Annotated in this window: 25 protein-coding genes and 2 pseudogenes; 19 read left to right on the forward strand and 8 right to left on the reverse strand. The window is 62.1% G+C overall.

Annotated features, from left to right (window positions below; genetic code table 11):
- Positions 1 to 392 (reverse strand): hypothetical protein (locus tag VL202_RS03565; RefSeq protein WP_325462795.1); only part of this gene is annotated, 392 nt, incomplete at its 3' end.
- Positions 393 to 703: 311 nt separating this feature from the next.
- On the opposite strand from VL202_RS03565, the gene VL202_RS03570 reads away from it, so the two are divergent.
- The 4 genes and pseudogenes from VL202_RS03570 (at position 704) to VL202_RS03585 (ending at position 3,018) form a co-directional block, all read left to right on the forward strand.
- On the forward strand, positions 704 to 1,465 hold the full coding sequence (locus VL202_RS03570) for a heme ABC transporter permease (protein ID WP_325462796.1): 762 nt from the start codon (positions 704 to 706) through the stop codon (positions 1,463 to 1,465).
- A 4-nt stretch (positions 1,466 to 1,469) separates the two neighbouring features.
- Complete coding sequence (gene ccmD / locus VL202_RS03575; RefSeq protein WP_325462797.1) at positions 1,470 to 1,640, forward strand: heme exporter protein CcmD; 171 nt, start codon at positions 1,470 to 1,472, stop codon at positions 1,638 to 1,640.
- Positions 1,641 to 1,642: 2 nt separating this feature from the next.
- Complete coding sequence (locus VL202_RS03580; protein WP_414692799.1) at positions 1,643 to 2,248, forward strand: DsbE family thiol:disulfide interchange protein; 606 nt, start codon at positions 1,643 to 1,645, stop codon at positions 2,246 to 2,248.
- Between the two features lie 63 nt (positions 2,249 to 2,311).
- Positions 2,312 to 3,018: pseudogene (locus VL202_RS03585) on the forward strand (fumarylacetoacetate hydrolase family protein).
- A gap of 15 nt (positions 3,019 to 3,033) precedes the next feature.
- Here VL202_RS03585 and VL202_RS03590 read toward each other — a convergent pair.
- The 5 genes from VL202_RS03590 to dapF form a co-directional block, all read right to left on the reverse strand.
- Positions 3,034 to 3,618 carry a DUF2585 domain-containing protein gene (locus tag VL202_RS03590; RefSeq protein WP_325462877.1) on the reverse strand — a complete coding sequence of 195 codons (585 nt, stop codon included), beginning with the start codon at positions 3,616 to 3,618 and terminating at the stop codon, positions 3,034 to 3,036.
- A 5-nt stretch (positions 3,619 to 3,623) separates the two neighbouring features.
- On the reverse strand, positions 3,624 to 4,256 hold the full coding sequence (locus VL202_RS03595) for a septation protein A (protein WP_325462799.1): 633 nt from the start codon (positions 4,254 to 4,256) through the stop codon (positions 3,624 to 3,626).
- 227 nt (positions 4,257 to 4,483) lie between these two features.
- Entirely contained in the window at positions 4,484 to 6,106 is a 1,623-nt protein-coding gene (ftsY, locus tag VL202_RS03600; protein WP_325462800.1) for a signal recognition particle-docking protein FtsY, read from the reverse strand.
- A gap of 16 nt (positions 6,107 to 6,122) precedes the next feature.
- Positions 6,123 to 7,397 (reverse strand): tRNA (N(6)-L-threonylcarbamoyladenosine(37)-C(2))-methylthiotransferase MtaB, encoded by a 1,275-nt coding sequence (gene mtaB / locus VL202_RS03605; RefSeq protein WP_325462801.1) that lies wholly within the window; start codon positions 7,395 to 7,397, stop codon positions 6,123 to 6,125.
- Positions 7,394 to 8,308, reverse strand: a complete 915-nt coding sequence (gene dapF, locus VL202_RS03610; RefSeq protein ID WP_325462802.1) for a diaminopimelate epimerase — start codon at positions 8,306 to 8,308, stop codon at positions 7,394 to 7,396. Before dapF ends, mtaB begins: the two co-directional genes overlap by 4 nt.
- Positions 8,309 to 8,417: 109 nt before the next feature.
- On the opposite strand from dapF, the pseudogene VL202_RS03615 reads away from it, so the two are divergent.
- Both VL202_RS03615 and VL202_RS03620 read left to right on the forward strand, forming a co-directional pair.
- Positions 8,418 to 8,593: pseudogene (locus tag VL202_RS03615) on the forward strand (GFA family protein); the annotation flags it as partial.
- 138 nt (positions 8,594 to 8,731) lie between these two features.
- Positions 8,732 to 9,163 carry a hypothetical protein gene (locus VL202_RS03620; protein ID WP_325462803.1) on the forward strand — a complete coding sequence of 144 codons (432 nt, stop codon included), beginning with the start codon at positions 8,732 to 8,734 and terminating at the stop codon, positions 9,161 to 9,163.
- On the opposite strand, the gene VL202_RS03625 is transcribed toward VL202_RS03620, so the two are convergent.
- Positions 9,160 to 10,191, reverse strand: a complete 1,032-nt coding sequence (locus tag VL202_RS03625; protein WP_325462804.1) for an MBL fold metallo-hydrolase — start codon at positions 10,189 to 10,191, stop codon at positions 9,160 to 9,162. The genes VL202_RS03620 and VL202_RS03625 overlap by 4 nt on opposite strands.
- Positions 10,192 to 10,552: 361 nt before the next feature.
- Here VL202_RS03625 and ffh point away from each other — a divergent pair, with 361 nt between their 5' ends.
- From ffh to VL202_RS03660, 7 genes are all read left to right on the forward strand, one after another.
- The gene (ffh, locus tag VL202_RS03630) at positions 10,553 to 12,124 is read left to right on the forward strand and encodes a signal recognition particle protein (RefSeq protein WP_325462805.1); all 1,572 of its coding nucleotides are present in this window, start codon (positions 10,553 to 10,555) and stop codon (positions 12,122 to 12,124) included.
- A gap of 13 nt (positions 12,125 to 12,137) precedes the next feature.
- On the forward strand, positions 12,138 to 12,440 hold the full coding sequence (locus VL202_RS03635; RefSeq protein ID WP_325462806.1) for a chorismate mutase: 303 nt from the start codon (positions 12,138 to 12,140) through the stop codon (positions 12,438 to 12,440).
- 110 nt (positions 12,441 to 12,550) lie between these two features.
- On the forward strand, positions 12,551 to 12,913 hold the full coding sequence (rpsP, locus tag VL202_RS03640; protein WP_325462807.1) for a 30S ribosomal protein S16: 363 nt from the start codon (positions 12,551 to 12,553) through the stop codon (positions 12,911 to 12,913).
- 93 nt (positions 12,914 to 13,006) lie between these two features.
- Positions 13,007 to 13,570: a ribosome maturation factor RimM gene (gene rimM / locus VL202_RS03645; RefSeq protein WP_325462808.1), complete on the forward strand. Its 564-nt coding sequence runs from the start codon at positions 13,007 to 13,009 to the stop codon at positions 13,568 to 13,570.
- A 3-nt stretch (positions 13,571 to 13,573) separates the two neighbouring features.
- Positions 13,574 to 14,254, forward strand: coding sequence for a tRNA (guanosine(37)-N1)-methyltransferase TrmD (gene trmD, locus VL202_RS03650; RefSeq protein ID WP_325462809.1), 681 nt, complete (start codon positions 13,574 to 13,576; stop codon positions 14,252 to 14,254).
- Positions 14,255 to 14,360: 106 nt separating this feature from the next.
- The gene (locus VL202_RS03655; protein ID WP_325462810.1) at positions 14,361 to 14,786 is read left to right on the forward strand and encodes a YciI family protein; all 426 of its coding nucleotides are present in this window, start codon (positions 14,361 to 14,363) and stop codon (positions 14,784 to 14,786) included.
- A gap of 223 nt (positions 14,787 to 15,009) precedes the next feature.
- Positions 15,010 to 16,269 carry an RNA polymerase sigma factor gene (locus tag VL202_RS03660; RefSeq protein ID WP_325462811.1) on the forward strand — a complete coding sequence of 420 codons (1,260 nt, stop codon included), beginning with the start codon at positions 15,010 to 15,012 and terminating at the stop codon, positions 16,267 to 16,269.
- A gap of 34 nt (positions 16,270 to 16,303) precedes the next feature.
- Here the strand turns inward: VL202_RS03660 and VL202_RS03665 are convergent, their stop codons facing one another.
- Positions 16,304 to 17,050 (reverse strand): sulfite exporter TauE/SafE family protein, encoded by a 747-nt coding sequence (locus tag VL202_RS03665; protein WP_325462812.1) that lies wholly within the window; start codon positions 17,048 to 17,050, stop codon positions 16,304 to 16,306.
- 300 nt (positions 17,051 to 17,350) lie between these two features.
- On the opposite strand from VL202_RS03665, the gene rplS reads away from it, so the two are divergent.
- The 6 genes from rplS (at position 17,351) to VL202_RS03695 (ending at position 21,246) form a co-directional block, all read left to right on the forward strand.
- Positions 17,351 to 17,893, forward strand: coding sequence for a 50S ribosomal protein L19 (rplS, locus tag VL202_RS03670; protein ID WP_325462813.1), 543 nt, complete (start codon positions 17,351 to 17,353; stop codon positions 17,891 to 17,893).
- 68 nt (positions 17,894 to 17,961) lie between these two features.
- Positions 17,962 to 18,786, forward strand: coding sequence for a class I SAM-dependent methyltransferase (locus tag VL202_RS03675; RefSeq protein ID WP_325462814.1), 825 nt, complete (start codon positions 17,962 to 17,964; stop codon positions 18,784 to 18,786).
- Positions 18,787 to 18,810: 24 nt separating this feature from the next.
- Complete coding sequence (locus tag VL202_RS03680) at positions 18,811 to 19,125, forward strand: type II toxin-antitoxin system RelE/ParE family toxin (protein WP_325462815.1); 315 nt, start codon at positions 18,811 to 18,813, stop codon at positions 19,123 to 19,125.
- On the forward strand, positions 19,125 to 19,433 hold the full coding sequence (locus VL202_RS03685; RefSeq protein ID WP_325462816.1) for a HigA family addiction module antitoxin: 309 nt from the start codon (positions 19,125 to 19,127) through the stop codon (positions 19,431 to 19,433). The genes VL202_RS03680 and VL202_RS03685 overlap by 1 nt, the downstream gene beginning before the upstream one ends.
- Positions 19,434 to 19,604: 171 nt before the next feature.
- Positions 19,605 to 20,417, forward strand: a complete 813-nt coding sequence (locus VL202_RS03690) for a basic amino acid ABC transporter substrate-binding protein (RefSeq protein ID WP_325462817.1) — start codon at positions 19,605 to 19,607, stop codon at positions 20,415 to 20,417.
- 10 nt (positions 20,418 to 20,427) lie between these two features.
- Positions 20,428 to 21,246: an amino acid ABC transporter permease gene (locus VL202_RS03695; RefSeq protein WP_325462818.1), complete on the forward strand. Its 819-nt coding sequence runs from the start codon at positions 20,428 to 20,430 to the stop codon at positions 21,244 to 21,246.
- The last annotated feature ends 62 nt before the right edge of the window (positions 21,247 to 21,308 follow it).

A 21,308-nucleotide genomic window follows, 5' to 3' on the forward strand; every position in this document is an offset into this window, starting at 1 on the left:
GTACTCAACCGGGCGGCTTCGTTGCGGACCTGAGCCGCAGCAACCGCGCCTTGGAAAGCGCCTGCGGTCGTGACCGCCGGCTTCGCCAACGTCGCCAACGGCGCGGCGGCCGGTATGATCGCAGCGAGAGAGTCGGCGGCCTCGTTGACGGCGGTTAACTTCGCCTGGCTCGCGGCGTTGGTTTTGGCGAAATTATCCAGGAAGTCGGCATATGTGCTGATGAAGGCGATGCTTTCATTCCATGCTGTGTTGTAGTGCTTATTGACATAAGTGTCGGGAAATTCGGACCTCACCAATTCTTTCAGGCGCGTATCTTGCGGATCACCGCAACTATACTCTCCGGCCGATAGAAAAAGCAGGCGCCGATCGGCGTCTTGTATGTCGGTGATCATCCGGACTTCGGCTGCCCTATCTGAGGCCAATGAGCTATTCATGGATTCAAGTGTTGCTGGAAAATCGTCTTCTGTGATTGTGCAGCTTGCGGTCAGCAAAAGTGGAAATAGAATGAACAATCGCCTCATGGAATTTTGCCCTCTCAGTATTATTATGGGTTAATAACTCGCTAATACAATCATATATCGTGCAATCTGAAAGGGTGTTTTTGGTTGTGAATTTGTCATTCACAACTTTTTCATGAGTGACCAAGGGCCGCAGACGAAATGTGGACGTTGAAGCCAATGGCGCCACGCGTTAAAGAACCATCATGAGCGAAAACAGTCTGGCCATCCGCAAGTTCAGCGATCTTGCCAATCCCACCCGGTTCCTGGCCTTGGCCGGACGTGTCCTGCCATGGTTTGCCGGGGTAACGGCGCTGCTGTTTGCCGTCGGCCTCTATCTCTCCTTCACCACGGAGGGCGATTATCAGCAGGGCGAAACGGTGCGCATCATGTATGTGCATGTGCCGTCCGCCTGGCTGTCGATGATGTGTTACACGGTGATGGCGATCTCGGCGCTCGGCACGCTGGTCTGGCGCCATCCGCTGGCCGACGTTTCCGCCCGCGCTGCGGCACCTATCGGTGCTGCGTTTACGTTCCTGGCTCTGGTCACCGGTTCGCTCTGGGGCAAACCGATGTGGGGCACCTGGTGGGTCTGGGATGCGCGGTTGACCTCGGTCTTCGTCCTCTTCCTGATGTATCTCGGGCTGATTGCGCTCAACCGGGCGATCGACGAGCCGGCCAGGGCGGCCAAGGTTTCGGCCGTGCTGATCCTTGTCGGTTTCGTCAATATCCCGATCATCAAGTTTTCCGTCGAATGGTGGAACACGCTGCACCAGCCGGCCAGCGTCATGCGGCTGGATGGCCCGACGATCGATCCGGAATTTCTGTGGCCGCTCCTAGTGATGGCGATCGCCTTCACGCTTCTGTTCTTCACCCTGCATATCGCCGCCATGCGCAACGAGATCTGGCGTCGCCGGGTGACCTCGATGCGCCGGCAGGCGGCCCGCAGCGCCGGCCGGGAGGCCTGACGCCATGATGACCCATACGGCCTATGTCCTTGTCAGCTACGGCATTGCCGCGGTGACCGTGCTTTCCCTTATCCTCTGGGTGCTGGTCGATGGCCGGTCGCGCCGCCGTGAATTGCAGGCGCTCGAATCAGCCGGCATCCGCCGCCGCTCGGCGCCATCCGGAGATGCACAATGAGTATGGAAACGCCGGTTGAGCCGGAGCGCGCCCGCCCGGGCAAGGTGCGGTTCATCCTTGCGGCGCTGCCGCTCGTCATCTTCGCGGCGCTTGCGGCGATCTTCTGGAGCCAGCTGGGTTCGGGCCGCAATATCAGCGAAATCCCCTCCGCCCTGATCGGCACCAAGGCGCCGGCGCTTGCCATGCCGCCGCTCGAGGGCGCGACATTCAACGGCGCCGCCATGCCGCCGCTTACCGATGCCGCCATCAAGGGCAAGCTGACATTGGTCAATGTCTGGGCGTCCTGGTGCGTGCCCTGCCGCGAGGAAAACCCGCTCATCCTCCAACTGTCCAAGGATCCTCGTCTGACGGTGGTCGGCATCAACTACAAGGACAAGACGGAGAACGCGTTGCGCTTCCTCGGCGAACTCGGCAATCCCTTTTCCGCCATCGGCGTCGATCCGCGCGGCAAGGCGGCGATCGACTGGGGCGTCTATGGCATTCCGGAATCCTATCTCGTCGATGCGAGCGGCACCATCGTCTACAAGCGCGTCGGGCCGTTCGACGACCGCAGCCTGAAAAACGGCCTTTACCCTGCAATCGAAAAGGCCATGGCCGTCACCAACTGAGGCCGGACACAACCGAAGGCCTGAGTTCCGCCTTGGAAGGATGGCCGAGAAAAGAATGCGAGAATGAACCAGATCACCCACAATACCGCCTATGTCTTCGCGCCCGAGCCGACCCCGACCATGCCGGTCGCCGGGACGGATGCACTCTTTCCGGTTCACCGCATCTATTGTGTCGGCCGCAACTTCGCCGATCACGCCATCGAGATGGGGCACGATCCCAACAAGGAGCCGCCGTTCTTCTTCCAGAAGAACCCGGATACGCTGGTGCCTCCGGGACGTGATTTCCCCTATCCCAGCGCAAGTAGCGACGTGCATCACGAGATCGAACTGATCGTCGCGCTCGGCAAGGGCGGCATCGACATTCCCGTCGAAAGCGCGCTCGACCATGTCTTCGGCTATGCCGTCGGTCTCGACATGACCCGCCGCGACCTGCAGGCCGAGGCCAAGAAGGCCGGACGTCCCTGGGAAACGGCCAAGGCTTTCGAGGCATCGGCGCCCTGCAGCGTCCTGCATCCGGTATCAGAGGTGGGACATCCGGCCGCTGGTGCCATCTGGCTGAAGGTCAATGGCGAGCTGCGCCAGAGCGGCGATCTCAACCAGATGCTCTGGAAAGTGCCGGAAATGGTGGCCTATCTCTCGCGCCTGTTCGAACTGAAGGCTGGCGACGTGATCTTCTCCGGCACGCCCGCCGGCGTCGGCGCGTCGTCAAGGGCGACGAAATGGTCGGGCACGTGGATGGCGTCGATACGATTACCGTTCGGGTTTCCTGATCCCACGAGGAGGGATCAGAGATTGCCCTGCCAGGCTTTCACTGCATCCAGCGGATAGACCAGCATCAGCACATTCAACGTCAGGTTGTCGCGGATCAGCCAGCCGGTGAAAAGTTCGAAAAAGATGGCGATGACGACGGTGACGACGACCGGTGCGCGGGCGGCGAAGAGGAAGCCGAGCGCCATGAAGACCGTATCCATCATCGAATTGAGGATGCTGTCGCCGTAATAGTCGAGCGAGATCGTCGCGGTGCGGTAGCGGTCGATAATGATGGGCGAGTTCTCAAGGATTTCCCAACCGGATTCGATGACCAGTGCCAGAAAAAGCTTGGCCGCCAGCGGCTTGCGCCGCATCGTCAAATGGGCAAGGCCATAGAACAGGAAGCCGTGGATGATGTGCGACGGCGTGTACCAGTCGGCCAGGTGCTGGGAATTGCCGGGACTGTTCACCAAAGGTTCGAACAGCTTGATATAACCGCAGGTGCAGATCGGCGTGCGGCCGGCCCAGTATTCGGCGATGATCTGCGCCAGCACGACGGCGGCGCAGGCGATCAGCCAGATCGTCGTTGCGCGAGGCGCGCGATTTTCCGCCGGGATCAGTGTCGTCACGCGGGCGTGTCCTGTTCCAGCGAATGTTTCATGATCACCGGCATCTGCGACAGCGTGAACAGAATGGTGATCGGCATCGTGCCCCAGACCTTGAACGCGACCCAGAAATCGGTCGAGAAATTGCGCCAGACGACTTCGTTCAGCACCGCGAGGAACAGGAAGAAGATACCCCAGCGGATGGTCAGCTTGCGCCAGCCGTCCTCGTCCAGCTTGAAGGCGGTATGGAAGACATAGCCGAGCAGCGATTTTCCGAACAGCAGGCCACCGAGCAGGATGACGCCGAACAGCGTGTTGATGATGGTCGGCTTGATCTTGATGAACGTGTCGTTCTGCAAATAGAGCGTGAAGGCGCCCATGACGAAGACGACGACGCCGGAGATCAGCGGCATCATCGGCAAGGTGCGGGTGAGAAGCCAGGAGGCCGTCAGCGCGATCGCGGTCGCCGCCATGAACAGGCCGGTGGCGATGAAGATCGGGCCGCCAAGTTCGGTCAGTGCCGGAAAATGCCGACCCAGCCATTCGCCGCGCGAATTGGCGAAGAAGAAGACCACCAGCGGCCCGAGTTCCAGCACCATCTTGAGCAGCGGGCTGATTTCCTTGCGCGGCTTGGCCGCCTCGATCGATGACATGCTGTCGTCCCTAAAGTGCCTTGCACCAATGTTTTCGTGTGGCCAACTACGCCGTCATTCCTGTGCCCGTCACAGGAATCCAGCGACGCGGCGTCTGCCGCGTCAAAGAGAGTCTCTCGCGGCGCGGACGCGCCGCACTGGATCCCCGCCACAAGGGCGAGGATGACGGGGAGTGTTGACAACCCTTCCGCCTCTATAACATCAGCAAAAAGGCAAAACTACGGGGGTCAATGGGCAATTCCGGCAATGGCCTCGGCGAAGTCCTTGGCCTCGAACGGCTCAAGGTCGTCGACCCCCTCGCCGACGCCGATGAAATAGACCGGCAGCTTGTGCTTGGCCGATATCGCGACAAGGATGCCGCCGCGCGCCGTGCCGTCGAGCTTGGTCATGATCAGGCCGTTGACGCCAGCGACGTTGCGGAAGATTTCCACCTGGTTCAGCGCGTTCTGGCCGGTGGTGGCGTCCAGCGTCTGCAGCACGGTGTGCGGCGCATCGGGATCGAGCTTGCCCAGCACGCGCACGATCTTTTCCAGTTCGGCCATCAGTTCGGTGCGGTTCTGCAGGCGACCGGCGGTGTCGATGATCAGCACATCGGCCTTCTTCAGGCGGGCCTGCTCGAAAGCTTCATAGGCGAGGCCTGCCGCATCGGCGCCGAGCTTCGAAGAAACGATGTCGGATTTCGTCCGCTCGGCCCAGATTTTCAGTTGTTCGATAGCGGCTGCGCGAAACGTGTCGCCGGCAGCGAGCATGACCTTGAGGCCGGCGCCTGACAGTTTTGCCGCAAGTTTGCCGATCGTGGTCGTCTTGCCGGTGCCGTTGACGCCGACGACGAGGATGACATGCGGCTTGTGGGAAAGATCGAGCTGCAGCGGCTTGGCGACAGGCGCCAGAACCTTGGTGATCTCGGCGGCCATGATGCGGGTCACGTCCTCGCCGGTCACGTCCTTGCCGTAGCGTTCGGAGGCCAGCGTGTCGGTGACGCGCAATGCCGTCTCGACGCCGAGATCGGCCTGGATCAGCAGGTCTTCCAGATCCTGCAGCGTCTCGTCGTCCAGTTTGCGCTTGGTGAAGAGCGCGGTGATCTGGCCGGTGAGCTGCGACGAGGTGCGCGACAGGCCCTGGCGCAGGCGCTGGAACCAGGTGAGTTTCTGCCTCGGCGTTTCCGGCTGCGGCTCTGGCGCGGCGCGGCCGGTGGCGAAGCCCTTGGGGAGGGCAATTTCGGCCGTCGTCTCTGGTTCTGTCTTTGCCGGGAGCTCTTCATTGGCTTCCGCGACGAAGGCAGGCTTACCCCCCTCTGCGCTGTCGGGCATCTCCCTCTCAAGGGGGGAGATTAGACTCGCGGAAGGTTCCTGCGCTTCATCAATTGTGTCAGTTTGCGTTGAAGCGACGTCAGCCTCCACCTGATCTCCCCCCTTTTGGGGGAGATGTCCCGAAGGGACAGAGGGGGGTATCGCAGCTTCGACCGCCTCGGACGTTTCGCTTTCAGCAGCTGCTTCCGCTTCCAGCAGCGACAGTGGCACCAAGCCGATATCGCCGGTCTCTTCGACGGCGGGCAGGATGGCGGCGGCCTCGTCCTCGCCGTCGGCCGCTTCCGTCTCGAATTCCAGCGTGTCGGCCGTATCGGCGGCGGGGCCGCCGGCGGTTTCCATTTCCTGCGGCAGGACAGGGTCGGTGGCGAGCGGCAAGTCTTCGGTACGCGAATGCGGCTCGAGTTCGGCGTCGATCGCCCGGTTTTCCTCGGGGCTGAATGCGGCCGCAGCCTGTTCGGCAGCCGTATCGGCCGCGGGCGCGTCTTCCACCGGCTTGTCCTTGCCGAAGGTGAAGACCTTTTTCAGAAAGCTCAGCGCCATTGGGTATCCGTAAAAGTCAGGCCGCTCTGGCGGCCGTCAGTTGAAGAGTGAGATGCCTGCCGTCGTGGCCGGTGATGACGGCTTCGATCATATCGCCTGGCTTGAGTCCGGGGACTGCGGCGAGCGTGAAGTTTTCCGTGTGCGCCAAGCCATTGTTCTCGACCAGCAGGCTTTGCTGGGTTCCGATCATGCTGTCAAGATGGGTCTTGTGCAGCCGAAGTCCAGTGGCGCGCAGCCGGGCGGCGCGCTCCTTCACCAGTGCCCGGTCGATCTGCGGCATGCGGGCAGCCGGCGTTCCCTCGCGCGGCGAATAGGGAAAGACGTGCAGATGGGCGATGTTGGCTTCTTCGGCGAGGCTCATCGCGTTGGCGAACATATCCTCGGTCTCGGTCGGAAAACCGGCGATCATATCGGCGCCGAAGCTCGTGTCCGGCCGGAGCCTGCGGACATCCGCGATAAAGGCCAGCGCATCGGCGCGCGAATGCCGGCGCTTCATCCGCTTCAGGATCATGTCGTCGCCATGCTGCAACGACAGGTGCAGATGCGGCATGAAGCGCGGCTCGTCGGCAATCAGGTCCATCAGGTGACTGTCCGCCTCGATGCTGTCGATCGACGAGAGGCGCAGGCGCCGGATTTCGGGGACCTGCTTCAGCAAGGTCTTGGCCAGGAGGCCGAGCGTCGGCATGCCGGGCAGGTCGGCGCCATAGCTGGTCGCATCGACGCCGGTCAGCACGATCTCGCGATAGCCGCCTTCGGCCAGTTTGCGGGCCTGGTCGATGACGGCGCCCATCGGCACCGAGCGCGAATTGCCGCGGCCATAGGGAATGATGCAGAAGGTGCAGCGGTGGTCGCAGCCGTTCTGCACCTGGATGAAGGCGCGCACATGGCCCTCGATCAGCTTGACCATCTGCGGCGCTGTTTCGCGCACGCTCATGATGTCGTTGACGCGCAGTTTTTCCTCGGCCGAAACACCGAAATCCGGCAGGGATCGGTAGGAGGCGCTTTTCAGCTTTTCCTCGTTGCCGAGCACGGCATCGACCTCGGGCATCTCGGCAAAGGCCTGCTTTTCCGTCTGCGCGGCGCAGCCGGCGACGATGATGCGGGCATGGGGATTGTCGCGCCGCGCACGGCGGATCGCCTGGCGGGCCTGGCGCACGGCCTCCGCCGTGACAGCGCAGGTGTTGACGAGAATGGCGTTGTTCAGCCCCGCCTTTTCGGCTTCTCCCCGCATCACTTCGGATTCGTAAGTGTTGAGGCGACAGCCGAAGGTTATGACATCGACGCCGCTCAAAGCGCGGCGCTTCCCGCCTGCTGGCTGTCGGGGTCGCGTGACCAGAGGCCGGTTGCCGGATCAACCATGCCGGACCATTCCCATTCGGCGGGCCCGGTCATGACGACATGATCGTCACGCTCGCGCCATTCGACGGTGAGGATGCCGGGCGGGGTGGCGCTGGCGACATCGATGGTCACGGTGCGGCCGGTCCTTCCGGTGCGGGCGGCCGAAACGGCGGCGGCGCAGGCGGCCGAGCCGCAGGCGAGCGTCAGGCCGGCGCCGCGTTCCCAGGTGCGGGTCCGCAGCGATGACGGCGAAGTGACCTCAGCCAACGTGATATTGGCGCGCTCGGGAAACATCGGATGGTTTTCGAGAAGCGGTCCGAAACGTTCGAGGTCGAACGACATGACGTCGCGGTCGACCCAGAAGATCGCATGCGGATTGCCCATCGACATGACCGAGGGCGAATGCAGGATCGGCGCATCGATCGGACCGATCTGCAGTTCGATCCGGCTGGTATCGTAAAACTCTTCCGAAAGCGGGATCTTGTCCCAGGCAAAGACCGGCATGCCCATATCGACGGAGATCGTCCCGTCCGCATGTTCCTGGGCATTCAAGATACCGGCGACGGTCTGGAAGGTGAAGGTTCGTCTGCCGGTTTCGGCGGCCAGCGCCTGCACGACGCAGCGCGTGCCATTGCCGCAGGCCTGCGCCTTGGTGCCGTCGCAGTTGAGGATGTCGATCCAGGCGTCGGTGCGCTCGGTCTTCGGATCGTGGATCGCCATGATCTGGTCGAAGGCGGTGTCGGGATGCGCATTCAGCGCAATCGCGGCCTGCTGCGTCACCTTGTCGGCACGACCGCGCATGTCGACGACCAGGATCTTGTTGCCAAGCCCGTTCATGACAGCGAATTCGACCGTGTTGCTCATGACGTCCATTCCATCGTTTGTGCGCTGTATATGGCGGAAACGGGGGGAAATTACCAGTGGGGGTGATCTCGCATCGGAGGGGGTTCCTCTTCTGCCCAGCGGTGGTCATTGCGGGGCACTGGTCCATTCGGTGGTGAGGGACGGGGCCTATGACCATGTCCCGATGGGGAGACTTGTGGATGCGCCGACGATCCGCCCGACGGCCCATTTTTCGTCGGCTCCAAGGCGCCCCGGTACGAGATTACTGACGATCTGACGCAGTATCGGGAGTTTCCGGAGGGGTGAGGGGCGCACGTCTCCTCGCTGGGGACGAGGGAGAATGCGGCGTCGTTGATGCTCGGCCGTCAAGAGCTGCGGAATAATCTTGCCACTTTGGTTTCCTAGAGACGCGAGCGGAACAGTTTTCTGGGAAGAGAATCATAGATGAATGATCGATTTGAGCAGGCGGGGCGCCGCCGTGCTGTGATTGCCCTTGTCGCGGCTGCCGCCGTGTCGGCGCTCGGCAGCCCGGCTTTTTCGCAGGACGATCTCTATCCCGGCCGGCCGGGACTTGTCGGGCCCGAAGGGACGCCGCCCGAAATCGCGACCTGCGAGACCATCGGCAAGACTCTGGATGGCTTCAAGCCCTCGCGCGACCGGGTCGATCTCTGGATTTCCGGACCGCTGACCCTTGTTCACACCGACAAGGTCCTCTGGTATCTCGCGGTCTGTCCGGACACCGACATTCGTGTCATGTGCGTCACCTATTCGGACAATGGCATGAAGGTCGGCGACCAGGTGGTTCTGGCGGGCGCGCTGCAAGTGCAGGATCGGAAACATGCGGTTCTCGATCCGTGTCTTGCTTCGCGTGATTAGGTAACCGGCGAAACCACTGGCACGTCGAAAACCTCGCCGGCCCTGAGTGCGTGAAACCGGTCGGGATCGACGCCGTCCTCTTTCAATGCCACCGCCAGTGCCCGGACGGGATCCTCGATGCCCTCGTTGGTGAGCTGCACCGTCGCGAAATGGTGGCCGGCGACATAAGCCGCGTTGCAGAGCCGCATGCCCTTGACCGCCTCTTCGGGGTTCTGGTGCTGCCCCTTCATGAACCAGCGCGGCTCATAGGCGCCGATCGGCAGGTTGGCGAGGCGGAAGCCGCCGTGTTTTTCGGCCACGGTGCGGTAGTTGACGCCATCGTGAAAGCCGGTATCGCCGATATGGTAGATCTTGCCGGCAGGCGTGGTGATGACGAAGGCGGACCAGAGCGCCATGCGCCGGTCTCGCGTGCCGCGTGCTGACCAGTGATGGCAGGGCTCGCAGTCGATGGTGACGTCATCCCAGAAGGCAATCTGCTCACCCCAGTCCATGTCGGAAATCTTGGCCTCGGCGATGGCGCGGTGGATGATCGTGTCGTTGCCGAGTGGGGTGACGATGTGGGGACCATGCTCCTCGTGCAGCCGTTTCAACGTCCTCAAGTCGAGATGGTCGTAGTGATTGTGGGTGACGAGCACGATATCGATCGGCGGCAGGTCGTCGAAGGCGATGCCCGGTCCGACCACGCGTTTCGGCCCGGCAAAGGAAAACGGGCTGGTGCGCGGCGACCAGACGGGGTCGGTGAGGATATTGAGGCCGGCGACCTGGATCAGCAGCGAGGCATGGCCGACCATGGTGACGCGCAGGCCTTCGCCATCGACACGGTCGTCGGGCTTCGCGGCTGGAAACGGGCTCGGCGCCCGCTTCGGCCAGGCGACCCGGCCGCCACCGAACTGCCAGCGCATGAGATCGCGAAAGCCGGCCGGAACGACACCGCCGGGATTGAAGAAATATGTGCCGTCGAAATGATCGGAGACAGAGCCGGTGTAATAGGGGTTGCGCGGTTTGCGGCTGGGTGGGGTCAGTGTCATGGGGAACCGATCGATGGAAGCTGTCGAGGTGATCTGGTGTGCATTACCAGTCTTTGTAAGGGCATCCGGCCGCGAGTGCCGCAAAATCAGCCGCGATCCTTGACTTTCCCGGCCATATCGTGTTTACCGCCCGCAATCTGCGACAAGAACAAGACTTGTAGCCGCCGACCCGGACCCCTCGCGGAGATCCCGGAGGTCAACACCCGACAGCGCGTTGCGCCCTCGGGTGCTTTTTGGCTTTGCGTCTTGTTTTCGTCAAGGAAAAGCACAACGTTTCGGGCATCCGCGCATGTCCCTTTCGAGGCGAAGCCGAGAAAGACAGGCGCAGAACAAGAAGCCATGAAACGACAAGGATGAAGCGATGTTTGAAAGTCTCCAGGACCGCCTTGGGTCAATCCTGAATGGATTGACCGGCCGTGGCGCGCTGTCGGAAGCCGATGTTGCGGCTGCCCTGCGCGAGGTTCGCCGTGCGCTCCTGGAAGCCGACGTCGCGCTGGAAGTCGTCCGTTCCTTCACCGACAAGGTGCGCGAAAAGGCCGTCGGCGCCGAAATCCTGAAGTCGATCAAGCCCGGCCAGATGGTCGTCAAGATCGTCCATGACGAATTGATCGCCATGCTCGGCTCGGAAGGCGTGCCGGTCGATCTCAATGCCGCCGCCCCCGTTGTCATCATGATGGTCGGTCTGCAGGGTTCGGGCAAGACGACGACGACCGGCAAGATCGCCCTTCGCCTGAAGACGCGGGACAAGAAGAAGGTCCTGATGGCGTCGCTCGACACGCGCCGTCCGGCAGCGCAGGAGCAGCTTCGCCAATTGGGCGTCCAGACCGGCGTCGATACGCTGCCGGTCATCGCCGGGCAATCGCCGACCGATATCGCGGCGCGTGCCGTGCAGGCTGCCAAGCTGGGCGGCCATGACATCGTCATCCTCGACACCGCCGGCCGTACCCATATCGACGAGCCGCTGATGATCGAGATGGCCGAGATCAAGCGGCGTTCGAACCCGCATGAAATCCTGCTGGTCGCCGACGCGCTGACCGGGCAGGACGCCGTCAACCTGGCGCGCAACTTCGATGAACGCGTCGGTATCACCGGCCTCGTGCTGACCCGCATGGACGGCGATGGCCGTGGCGGTGCTGCCCTGTCGATGCGCGCCGTCACCGGCAAGCCGATCAAGCTGATCGGCGTCGGCGAAAAGATGTCGGAACTCGAGGAGTTCCATCCGCGCCGCGTCGCCGATCGTATCCTCGGCATGGGCGACATCGTCTCGCTGGTCGAGAAGGCCGCCGAGAACATCGACGCCGAAAAGGCGGCGGCCATGGCCGCCAAGATGAAGACCGGCAAGTTCGACCTCAACGATCTCGCCGACCAGCTGGGCCAGATGCAGAAGATGGGCGGCATGGGCGGCATCATGGGTCTCATGCCCGGCATGGCCGGCATGAAGGACAAGATGGCGTCTGCCGGTCTCGACGACAAGATGTTCGGCCGCCAGATGGCCATCATCTCCTCGATGACCAAGGCCGAGCGCGCCAACCCGGATATTCTCAAGCATTCCCGCAAGAAGCGCATCGCGGCGGGTTCCGGCACGGATGCCGCCGAAATCAATAAACTGCTGAAAATGCACCGTTCCATGGCCGACATGATGAAAATGATGGGCGGCAAGGGCAAGGGCGGCATGATGAAGCAGATGATGGGCGGCCTTGCCGGCAAGATGGGCCTTGGTGGCATGGGGGGGCTTGGGGGTATGGGTGGCATGCCCGACCTGTCGAAGATGGACCCCAAGCAGCTCGAGGCCCTGCAGAAGCAGGCGGAGGCCGCCGGCCTCGGCAAGGGCGGCATGCCCGGTGGTCTGCCGGGTCTGGGCGGCGGCGGCATGAAGCTGCCGGGCCTCGGTGGCGGATTCCCGGGCCTACCCGGTCTGCCGAAGAAGAAGTGAGGATTGGATCTTTATGGTTGATCCAGCAGTCAGACAGGAACTCTCGGGCTACCGTCAGTCGATCGACAATATCGACGCGGCGCTCGTGCACATGTTGGCCGAACGGTTTCGCTGCACCCAGGCGGTGGGCGTGCTGAAAGCCAAACACAGTTTGCCGCCGGCGGATCCGGCGCGCGAGGAATACCAGATAGAACGCCTCCGCCATCTGGCGAAGGATGCCAATCTGGACCCGGATTTTGCGGAGAAGTTCCTGAACTTCATCATCCACGAAGTCATCCGGCATCATGAAGCCATCGCTGCCGATCTCAAGGATTGATCCCGAAAAGTGGGTACCGGTTTTCGGACCAGATCAATCCCAAGGAAGCAGCTTTAAAAATACACAAAAAGGCCGCCTCGGGCGGTTGAAATTCTCAAGGAGTAAATGACATGGCACTGAAAATTCGTCTCGCCCGCGGTGGTTCCAAGAAGCGCCCGTTCTACCAGATCGTTATCGCCGACGTCCGTTCGCCGCGCGATGGCCGTTTCCTGGAAAAGGTCGGCTCGTGGAACCCGATGCTCAAGAAGGACGATGCCAAGCGCGTTGAACTGAACAACGAGCGCATCCAGCATTGGCTGTCGAACGGCGCCCTGCCGACCGACCGCGTCCTGCGTTTCCTCAACGAAGCCGGCATCGCAACCCGCGAAACCCGCAGCAACCCGACCAAGGGCCTGCCGGGCAAGAAGGCCCAGGAGCGCGCCGCCGAAGCCAAGCAGAAGGCCGAAGACGCCGCTGCTGCTGCTGCCGAATAAGCTGCGCGACACTGCATCTTTCAAGACGGGCGGCGTTTCCATGCCGCCCGTTTTCGTTTATTTGGATGGCACACTCTGGAGATCGAGCCGGCGATGAGCAAACTCAACAATCCTGTCCATATGGGGACGATCGGCGGTGCGCAGGGTTTGCGCGGCGAGGTTCGCGTCAAGTCATTCGCGGAAGAGCCGGCGGCGATCGGCGACTACGGTCATCTTCATGCGCAGGACGGACGTTCGTTCGAAGTCCTGGAAGTGCGCGAATCCAAGAATGTCGTCATCGTCCGCTTCCGCGGCATCAACGACCGCAACGCCGCCGAGGCTCTGAACGGCCTTGAGCTTTACGTCGAACGCGACAACCTGCCGGACGACGATCTCGACGAGGACGAATTCTTCTATGCCGATCTCGAAGGGCTGGAAGCGCTTGATGCCGACGGCAAGAGTTATGGCACCGTGACCGGCGTGTTCGATTTCGGCGCCGGCGACCTGCTCGAGCTGAAAGGCCCCGGCAAGCGCCCGGTGCTGATCCCGTTCACCGAATGGTCGGTGCTGGAAATCGATCTCGAAGCCGGTACGCTTCTGGTCGACGCGCGCGCGGCCGGCCTCACCGACGACAAACAAGAGGATCCAACCAGTCAGTTCAAGCCGAAGGCGAAGTAGGCCGTGCCGTTTCGCGCGACGATCCTGACCCTTTATCCGGACATGTTTCCCGGCCATCTTGGCCATTCGCTATCCGGCAAGGCGCTGGAGCGCGGACAATGGTCGCTCGATACGCTGCAGATCCGCGATTTTGCCAAGGACAGGCACCGGACCGTCGACGACACGCCGGCCGGCGGCGGCGCCGGCATGGTGCTCAGGGCCGATATCCTGGCCAAGGCGATCGACCATGCCTCGGCCGGAGACGACCGCCCCCGCCTGCTGATGAGCCCGCGTGGACTACCGCTGACGCAGACAAGGGTGCGCGAACTGGCCGCTGGTCCCGGTGCCATTATCGTCTGCGGCCGTTTCGAGGGTGTCGACCAGCGGGTAATCGATGGGCGCGCGCTCGAGGAAGTGTCGATCGGCGACTATATCCTCTCCGGTGGCGAACCGGCGGCGCTGACCCTGCTCGACGCCATCGTCCGCATCCTGCCCGGTGTGATGGGCAACGATCTCTCCGGCGTGCATGAAAGCTTCGAAGGCGGGCTCTTGGAGCATCCGCATTACACGCGGCCGCAGGTCTTCGAAGGCCGGGAAATCCCGGCCGTCCTCACCTCCGGCCATCATGGCGACATCGCCAAATGGCGTGAAGCGGAGGCGCGACGGCTGACGGTCGAGCGTCGGCCGGACCTCTTGCAATCCTGACCAAAACTTTTTTGAAAAAAATCGATGCCGTGTCGATTTCGCTGACATCCGTTCGTCGTATGATCAGGAAGGCCGTTGGCTTCCGTCAATCAGAGGAGACAAGACGATGCGTGTCATGGTGATGGTCAAGGCAACCGAGGACAGCGAAGCGGGCGTCATGCCGACGACCGAGCTTCTGGAAGCCATGGGCAAGTATAACGAGGAACTGGTCAATGCCGGCATCATGATGGCCGGCGAGGGCCTGCATCCCTCGGTCAAGGGCAAGCGCATCGCCTTCGAAGGCGCCAGCCGTACCGTCATCGACGGCCCCTTCACCGAAACCCGCGAACTGGTCGCCGGTTTCTGGCTGTGGGACGTCAAGGACATGGCCGAGGCGGTCGAATGGGTCAAGCGCTGCCCGAACCCGATGCTGGGGCCAAGCGAGATCGAAATCCGCCAGGTCTTCGAGGCCGCCGATTTCGGCGAAGCGTTCACGCCGGAACTGGCGGAGCAGGAACAGCGCCTGCGCGACAAGGCTGCGAGCCGCTCCTAAGACCTCCCTCATTCCTGTGCCTGTCACAGGAATCCAGCCAGCTCAAGTCATTGAGCTGAAAGAAGTCTTTTGACCCGACGGACGTCGGGTCGCTGGATACCCGACACAAGGGCGAGTATGACGGAGTGTGGAGGATCGTCTTGCTTCAACAGCCAAATTCCGGCCTTACCAGTCATCCCGACTGGACTTGACGCGAGACGTGTTCCACGCCCAAGCTGGGAGCATGGCGCCAGACGAAGTCCACCATGCGATCGAGACGGTGTTCCGGATCGAACAGGCCAGGCTCATTGCCGGCCTGGCCCGCATGGTGCATGACGTCGGGCTGGCCGAAGAGCTGGCGCAGGACGCGCTGGTCACCGCCTTGTCCGAATGGCCGAAATCCGGCGTGCCGCGCAATCCCGGCGCGTGGCTGATGGCGGCTGCCAAAAGGCGGGCGATCGACGGCTTCCGTCGCAGGAAGATGATGGCGATCAAGCATGCGGAGATCGGCCGGGAGATCGAGGAAGACGGCGTAACCCGTATCGAGGATATCGAGGCGGCCATGGACGACGATGTCGGTGACGAACTCTTGAGCCTGATCTTCACCGCCTGCCACCCGATCCTGTCGCAGGAGGCGCGGGCGGCGCTGACGCTCAGGCTGATCGGCGGGCTCTCGACGGACGAGATCGCGCGGGCCTTTCTCTCCAGCGAGACGACCATCGCCCAGCGCATCGTGCGCGCCAAGAAGACACTTGGAAATGCCGGTCTCGCCTATGAAGTGCCGCGCGGGGCGGAGCGGCAGCAGCGTCTCGCCTCCGTGCTTGAAGTCATCTATCTCATCTTCAACGAAGGTTATGCCGCCACCGCCGGTGAGGACCTGATCCGCCCGGCACTCTGCGCCGAGGCCCAGCGGCTCGGCCGCATCCTCGTGCGGCTGACGCCGGACGAGCCGGAGGTTTTCGGTCTTTTGGCGCTGATGGAAATCCAGGCATCTCGGTTCCATGCCCGTGTCGCGCCGGACGGGTCGCCCATTCCACTGACCGAACAGAATCGCGGTCGCTGGGACCAGTTGCTGATCCGGCGCGGCCTTGCAGCACTGGAAAGAGCGGAGGCGCTGGGCGGCGCGAATGGTCCCTATGCCCTGCAGGCCGCCCTTGCCGCCTGCCATGCCCGCGCGCGCAAGGCCGAGGAGACCGACTGGCCCCGCATCGCCGCCCTCTATGACCGCCTGCGCCAAATCATGCCGTCGCCAGTCGTCGACCTCAACCGCGCCGTCGCCCACAGCATGGCCTTCGGCCCGGATGCCGGGCTGGCTTTGCTGGCCGGGATCGAAGAGGACGCGGCTCTTGCGAAATATGCGCTCCTGCCGGCCGCCAGGGGCGATTTCCTGTTTCGGGCGGGACGAATGGTCGAGGCTCGGGCGGCATTCGAGCAGGCGGCGGCGCTGAGCCGCAACGAGCGGGAACGGGCGTTTCTCTTGAAGAGGGCGGGGGAGTGTGGGTGAAGGGTCGGTTTAGCCCCGCTTTGCAACAGGCCCTTCACCCCGTCACGAAATAATAAACCGCCAGCAGCAGCCCAACCGCAACCACGAGGCCGCGGATGAGCGCTTGCGGTACGCGGCGGGCGAGCCAGACGCCGGCATAGCCGCCCAGCGCCCCGCCGGGGATCATGATGGCGGCATGCAGCCAGCTGACGACATTGCCGCTGGCAAAGACGGCGATGGCGACGGCGGCGATGACCATGGCGAGGAAATTCTTCAGCGCGTTCACCCGATGATAGTCGCCACCGGTCGAAAGCCCCAATACGGCGAGCATCATGATGCCCATGCCGGCACCGAAGAAACCGCCATAGATGGCGGTGACGAACTGGCCGACCATGCCGAGCGGCCCGACGGGCGCGCCATCCATGGACGCCTTCGGGCGCAACAGCGGGCCGAGTGCGAAGATCGCGGTGGCGGCGATCAAAAGCCAGGGCACCATCGCCCGGAAGGACGGATTGGAGAGCGAGAGCAGGATCAGCGCGCCGGCAAGACCGCCGACCAGCGACAGGATGCCAAGCACGGTCGCCTCGCGGCGGTCGGCGCTGATCTCCTTGCGATAGGCAAGCGCGGACGTGACGTAGCCCGGAAACTGCACGATCGAGGAGGTGGCGTTGGCGACGATCGGTGGCAGGCCGGCCAGCGTCATGGCGCCGAAGGTGAGAAACGTGCCGCCGCCTGCCACGGCGTTGACGGCGCTCGACAGGAAGCCGGCGACAAACAGCATGATGGCGGTCGATATGGACATGTGGCCTCCCCGATGGTATCGACGGACATAGCCCGGGGGGCGATCAGCGGCAAGACGCGGAAATCATCACTCGCAGGTTTGCGGCACGTCGATTTTTTGCCGCCCGGGGATGACAAACACCGTCGTTTGGTGTATTCGCCCGACCGGTTCGGGAAAAATCCCGTCACCTGAAAACAAAGAATAGTGAATTCGCTCCTGTTTCTCGACGAGGAACAAAACCTGGCGGCGCCCCATGGGGCCGGTCCAAAAGGTAGGCTGGGCGCTCTGGCTGTTTCAGAAGAACTTGAGAAGGTTAGACATATGAACATCATCCAGCAGCTGGAAGCCGAACAGGTTGCCAAGATCGAAGCCAAGCGCACCCTGCCGGAATTTTCCGCAGGCGACACCGTTCGCGTCAATGTCCGCGTGACGGAAGGTACCCGTACCCGTGTCCAGGCCTATGAAGGCGTCTGCATCGCTCGTTCGGGCGGCGGCATCAACGAGAGCTTCACTGTTCGCAAGATCTCCTACGGCGAAGGCGTCGAGCGCGTATTCCCGGTCTATTCTCCGCTCGTCGAGAGCGTCGAGATCGTTCGCCGCGGCAAGGTTCGTCGCGCCAAGCTCTACTACCTGCGCGATCGTCGCGGCAAGTCGGCCCGTATCGTTGAAGACACCGGCGTTCGCGCCCGCAAGCTGAACGACGCCGAGCGGGCCGCCGTTGCCGAAGAAAAGGCACGTCTGGAAGCTGAAAAGGTCGCAGCAGCCCAGGCTCTGGCCGCCGAAAAGGCAGCAGCAGAAGCCGCAGCAGCCAAGGCCGCTGAAGAAGCAGCCGCTGCAGCAGCAGCCGAGCCGGCAGCAGAATAAGTTTCAATTCCTTCGGAATTGTTGGACAAAGGCGGTCTTCGGGCCGCCTTTTTCGTTTGGGGGGAAGCATGGACGATTATCTGGAGACCAACCGGTTCAACTGGGACGACCGGGCAGGATTGCACGCGACTGATCCGACCGACCGATACCGGATCGAGCGGGTTCTTGCCGGCGGCTCCTCCTTGCATGCGCTGGAGGCACGCGAGATCGGCGATATCGCGGATAAGGACATCGTCCATCTGCAATGCCATATCGGGCTTGATACGCTCAGCCTCCGGCATCTTGGCGCCGCCTCGGTCACCGGGCTCGACTTCTCACCCATCGCCATTGCGTCCGCACGCGATTTTGCAAGGAAAGCTGGAACAGAGGCGCGTTTCGTCGAGGCGTCGGTCTATGACGCAGTCGCGGCGCTCGAGAACCGCACCTATGACATGGTCTATGTCACCTGGGGCGCGATCCATTGGCTGCCGGACATTTTTCGATGGGCGAGAGTGGTCGTCGACCTCCTGCGTCCCGGCGGCCGTCTTTACCTGCTCGATGGGCATCCGCAGATGTTCCAGTGCAAGGGCGGAAGCGATGGCCGCCTGACACTGACCCATGGCTGGCGCACGCCGGTCGAGGCGCCGTTGCTGTTCGAGGAGACGCATACCTATACCGGCGACGAGCGGCCATTGATCCACCAGCGCATGTATGAATGGCTGCATCCGCTCAGCGATATCGTCAACGCACTCCTGAAGGCTGGGATGAGACTCGATTTCCTCAACGAGCACGAGGTCCTGACTTGGCGGCATTATCCCGGCATGATCGAAACCGGCGAGGAGCAGTTCGAACAGGGGCCGGGATTGCCGCGCATCCCGTTGTCGTTCTCGATCGGGGCAAACAGGGCGGCGTGATCGGCCGGAAAACCGGCTTGATGTGTGTACGGCTTTACCGTACATTTGTTTGCGATGAAAATTCGCTCCGTCCGACACAAAGGATTGAAACGCTACATCGAAGACGATGATGCGAAAGGCATCCGCCCGGATCTCATCAACCGAGTGCGTAACATTCTGGCTATGCTGATTTCTGCTGCAGATATGGATGGCATAAGCGGCCCACCGGGTTGGCGCATCCATCGCCTGACAGGCGATCGAATAGGAACATGGAGCATTTCCGCATCTGGAAACTGGCGCATCACGTTCGAGCTCGAAGGCGGTGAAATCTCGAATCTCGACCTGGAGGACTATCATTGATGAGCGAAGCCATGGAAAAAATCGGTATGACACCGCCGCATGTGGGAGCTTTCATTCGTGAGGAAATCCTAGATGAACTCGATCTGTCGGTTCTGAAGGCCGCAGAAATTCTCGGCGTGCGCCGCGCGACTTTGTCGGATCTCGTTAATGAGAAGGCTTCCCTGTCGCCTGAAATGGCTTTGCGGATCGAGAAAGCATTCGGAGTCAAAATGGATACGCTTCTGAAAATGCAAGTCTGGTACGACACGGTGACCATGCGCCAGCATGCGGACGAAATCCGGGTGGAGCGCTATAGCCCCGAACATTAAGCGGGGCGGGTAACGGCGTGAGCTGTTCTGCGGCGGCGGAGCAGGATTTTTCGCCGAATCGTCAGTGCGGGTTGCGCCTTTTCCATTTTTGCAGCCGGGGTCCCGGCAGGTGCTCTTGCCAGTTAAGCGGCTTCTGTGACAGGTTCATTCGCCACAATTCAGGAGCCATCCATGTTTACCCGCCGCACCGTTCTCGCCGGGCTCGCCGCCCTTGTCCTCGCGCCGCTTGGCCTTGCGTCCGCAAGTGCTGTCGCCGCCGACCTGCCGGACCTCAAGGGCCGCACCGTCGTTGTCGTGACCGAGAATGCCTACCCGCCGCTTCAATTCGTCGATCCGAAGAGCGGCAAGGCGATCGGCTGGGAATATGATGCGATGGAAGAGATTGCCAAGCGGTTGAATTTTAAACTGGAAATCCAGAACACCTCCTGGGACGCGATGATCCAGGCGGTCTCCGATGGCCAGTATGATATCGGCATGACCGGGATTACCATCAAGGACGAGCGCAAGACCCAGGTGGATTTCTCCGATCCCTATATGCGATCGCAACAGTTCATGCTGGTGCGCGGCGACGAAAGCCGCTTCACCGACGCCAAGACGTTTGGCGCCCTTGCTGACGGGCTGGTCGGCGCGCAGCCGGGGACCTCGCCCTTCTACACCGCCGTCTATGAAATCCTCGACGGCAACGAACAGAACCCGCGCATCAAGCTGTTCGAAACCTTCGGTGCAACCGTGCAGGCGCTGAAGACCGGCGACGTCGACACGGTGCTGACCGACAGCGTCGCGGCCAAGGGTTATGTCGATGCGTCCAACGGTGGCTTGAAGGTTGTCGGCGGCCCGCTCGGCACCGAGGATTTCGGCTTCATTTTCAAGAAGGGCTCGGACCTCGTCGCGCCGGTCAACGCCGCCATTGCCGTGTTGAAAGCCGACGGCACGCTCGACAAGCTGAACCAGAAATGGTTCGTCGACTACAAGATGGGCGAATGATCGCCGCCCGATGATGCCTGCATCTCCGCAAACGACGAAGGGCGACTATCCCTGGTGGCTGGTCGCCCTCGCCCTGATTGCCGTGGCGCTCGCCGTGGTCATCGCGACCAATGGGATCTATCGCCAAGTATTCGGCATCGTCGCGGCCGGCCTGTGGGTGACGATCTTCGTCACACTCGTCGGTTTCACACTGGCGACAGCGCTTGGTCTCGGCATCGCGCTGATGGCGCTGTCGGAACATAACGTTCTGCGCCAGATCGCCCGATTCTACACTGAAATCATTCGCGGCATCCCGATCCTCGTTCTCCTGTTCTACATCGCCTTCGTCGGCGCACCGGGGCTTGTCTGGCTGATCAATGCCATCTGCTCGCCGCTGATTTCCGCGGGAGTGATGGAGCCCATGCTTGTGCGCGATCTCTCGCTGGTCTGGCGGGCGATCCTCGCTTTGATGATCGGTTACTCCGCCTTCATCGCCGAAGTGTTTCGCGCCGGCATCCTGTCGGTCGACAAGGGGCAGATTGAGGCGGCCAAGGCGCTTGGTCTCTCACCATACCAGCGTTTCCGGCTGGTGGTGTTCCCGCAGGCGATCCGTGTCATCCTGCCGCCGCTCGGCAATGATTTCGTCGCCATGGTCAAGGATTCTTCCCTCGTGTCGGTGCTGGGCGTCGCCGATATCACCCAGATGGGCAAGGTCTATGCCTCCGGTTCGTTCCGCTTCTTCGAGACCTATTCGATCGTCGCCTATGTCTACCTGATCCTGACGATCGGGTTGTCTCTGGGGCTGAGGCGGCTGGAGCAGCGGCTGCGGCGAGGGCACCGGGATAGCTAAGTCTTACGCTGGCGCTCTCCAGATAGTTGCGGATCGTGTCCAGGCACCCAGCGTAAAACTTG

Origin of the sequence: Pararhizobium sp. (assembly GCF_035497515.1) — a bacterium.
Taxonomy (GTDB): Bacteria; Pseudomonadota; Alphaproteobacteria; order Rhizobiales; family Rhizobiaceae; genus Pararhizobium.

What these genes read in the sequence shown, in the direction of transcription:
- VL202_RS03570 (WP_325462796.1), top strand. Translation starts at nt 704, where the DNA reads ATGAGCGAAAACAGTCTGGCCATCCGCAAGTTCAGCGATCTTGCCAAT.
- ccmD (WP_325462797.1), top strand. Translation starts at nt 1,470, where the DNA reads ATGATGACCCATACGGCCTATGTCCTTGTCAGCTACGGCATTGCCGCG.
- VL202_RS03580 (WP_414692799.1), top strand. Translation starts at nt 1,643, where the DNA reads ATGGAAACGCCGGTTGAGCCGGAGCGCGCCCGCCCGGGCAAGGTGCGG.
- VL202_RS03595 (WP_325462799.1), bottom strand. Translation starts at nt 4,256, where the DNA reads ATGTCATCGATCGAGGCGGCCAAGCCGCGCAAGGAAATCAGCCCGCTG.
- ftsY (WP_325462800.1), bottom strand. Translation starts at nt 6,106, where the DNA reads ATGGCGCTGAGCTTTCTGAAAAAGGTCTTCACCTTCGGCAAGGACAAG.
- dapF (WP_325462802.1), bottom strand. Translation starts at nt 8,308, where the DNA reads ATGAGCAACACGGTCGAATTCGCTGTCATGAACGGGCTTGGCAACAAG.
- VL202_RS03620 (WP_325462803.1), top strand. Translation starts at nt 8,732, where the DNA reads ATGAATGATCGATTTGAGCAGGCGGGGCGCCGCCGTGCTGTGATTGCC.
- VL202_RS03625 (WP_325462804.1), bottom strand. Translation starts at nt 10,191, where the DNA reads ATGACACTGACCCCACCCAGCCGCAAACCGCGCAACCCCTATTACACC.
- ffh (WP_325462805.1), top strand. Translation starts at nt 10,553, where the DNA reads ATGTTTGAAAGTCTCCAGGACCGCCTTGGGTCAATCCTGAATGGATTG.
- VL202_RS03635 (WP_325462806.1), top strand. Translation starts at nt 12,138, where the DNA reads ATGGTTGATCCAGCAGTCAGACAGGAACTCTCGGGCTACCGTCAGTCG.
- rpsP (WP_325462807.1), top strand. Translation starts at nt 12,551, where the DNA reads ATGGCACTGAAAATTCGTCTCGCCCGCGGTGGTTCCAAGAAGCGCCCG.
- rimM (WP_325462808.1), top strand. Translation starts at nt 13,007, where the DNA reads ATGAGCAAACTCAACAATCCTGTCCATATGGGGACGATCGGCGGTGCG.
- VL202_RS03655 (WP_325462810.1), top strand. Translation starts at nt 14,361, where the DNA reads ATGCGTGTCATGGTGATGGTCAAGGCAACCGAGGACAGCGAAGCGGGC.
- VL202_RS03660 (WP_325462811.1), top strand. Translation starts at nt 15,010, where the DNA reads ATGGCGCCAGACGAAGTCCACCATGCGATCGAGACGGTGTTCCGGATC.
- VL202_RS03665 (WP_325462812.1), bottom strand. Translation starts at nt 17,050, where the DNA reads ATGTCCATATCGACCGCCATCATGCTGTTTGTCGCCGGCTTCCTGTCG.
- rplS (WP_325462813.1), top strand. Translation starts at nt 17,351, where the DNA reads ATGAACATCATCCAGCAGCTGGAAGCCGAACAGGTTGCCAAGATCGAA.
- VL202_RS03675 (WP_325462814.1), top strand. Translation starts at nt 17,962, where the DNA reads ATGGACGATTATCTGGAGACCAACCGGTTCAACTGGGACGACCGGGCA.
- VL202_RS03685 (WP_325462816.1), top strand. Translation starts at nt 19,125, where the DNA reads ATGAGCGAAGCCATGGAAAAAATCGGTATGACACCGCCGCATGTGGGA.
- VL202_RS03690 (WP_325462817.1), top strand. Translation starts at nt 19,605, where the DNA reads ATGTTTACCCGCCGCACCGTTCTCGCCGGGCTCGCCGCCCTTGTCCTC.
- VL202_RS03695 (WP_325462818.1), top strand. Translation starts at nt 20,428, where the DNA reads ATGATGCCTGCATCTCCGCAAACGACGAAGGGCGACTATCCCTGGTGG.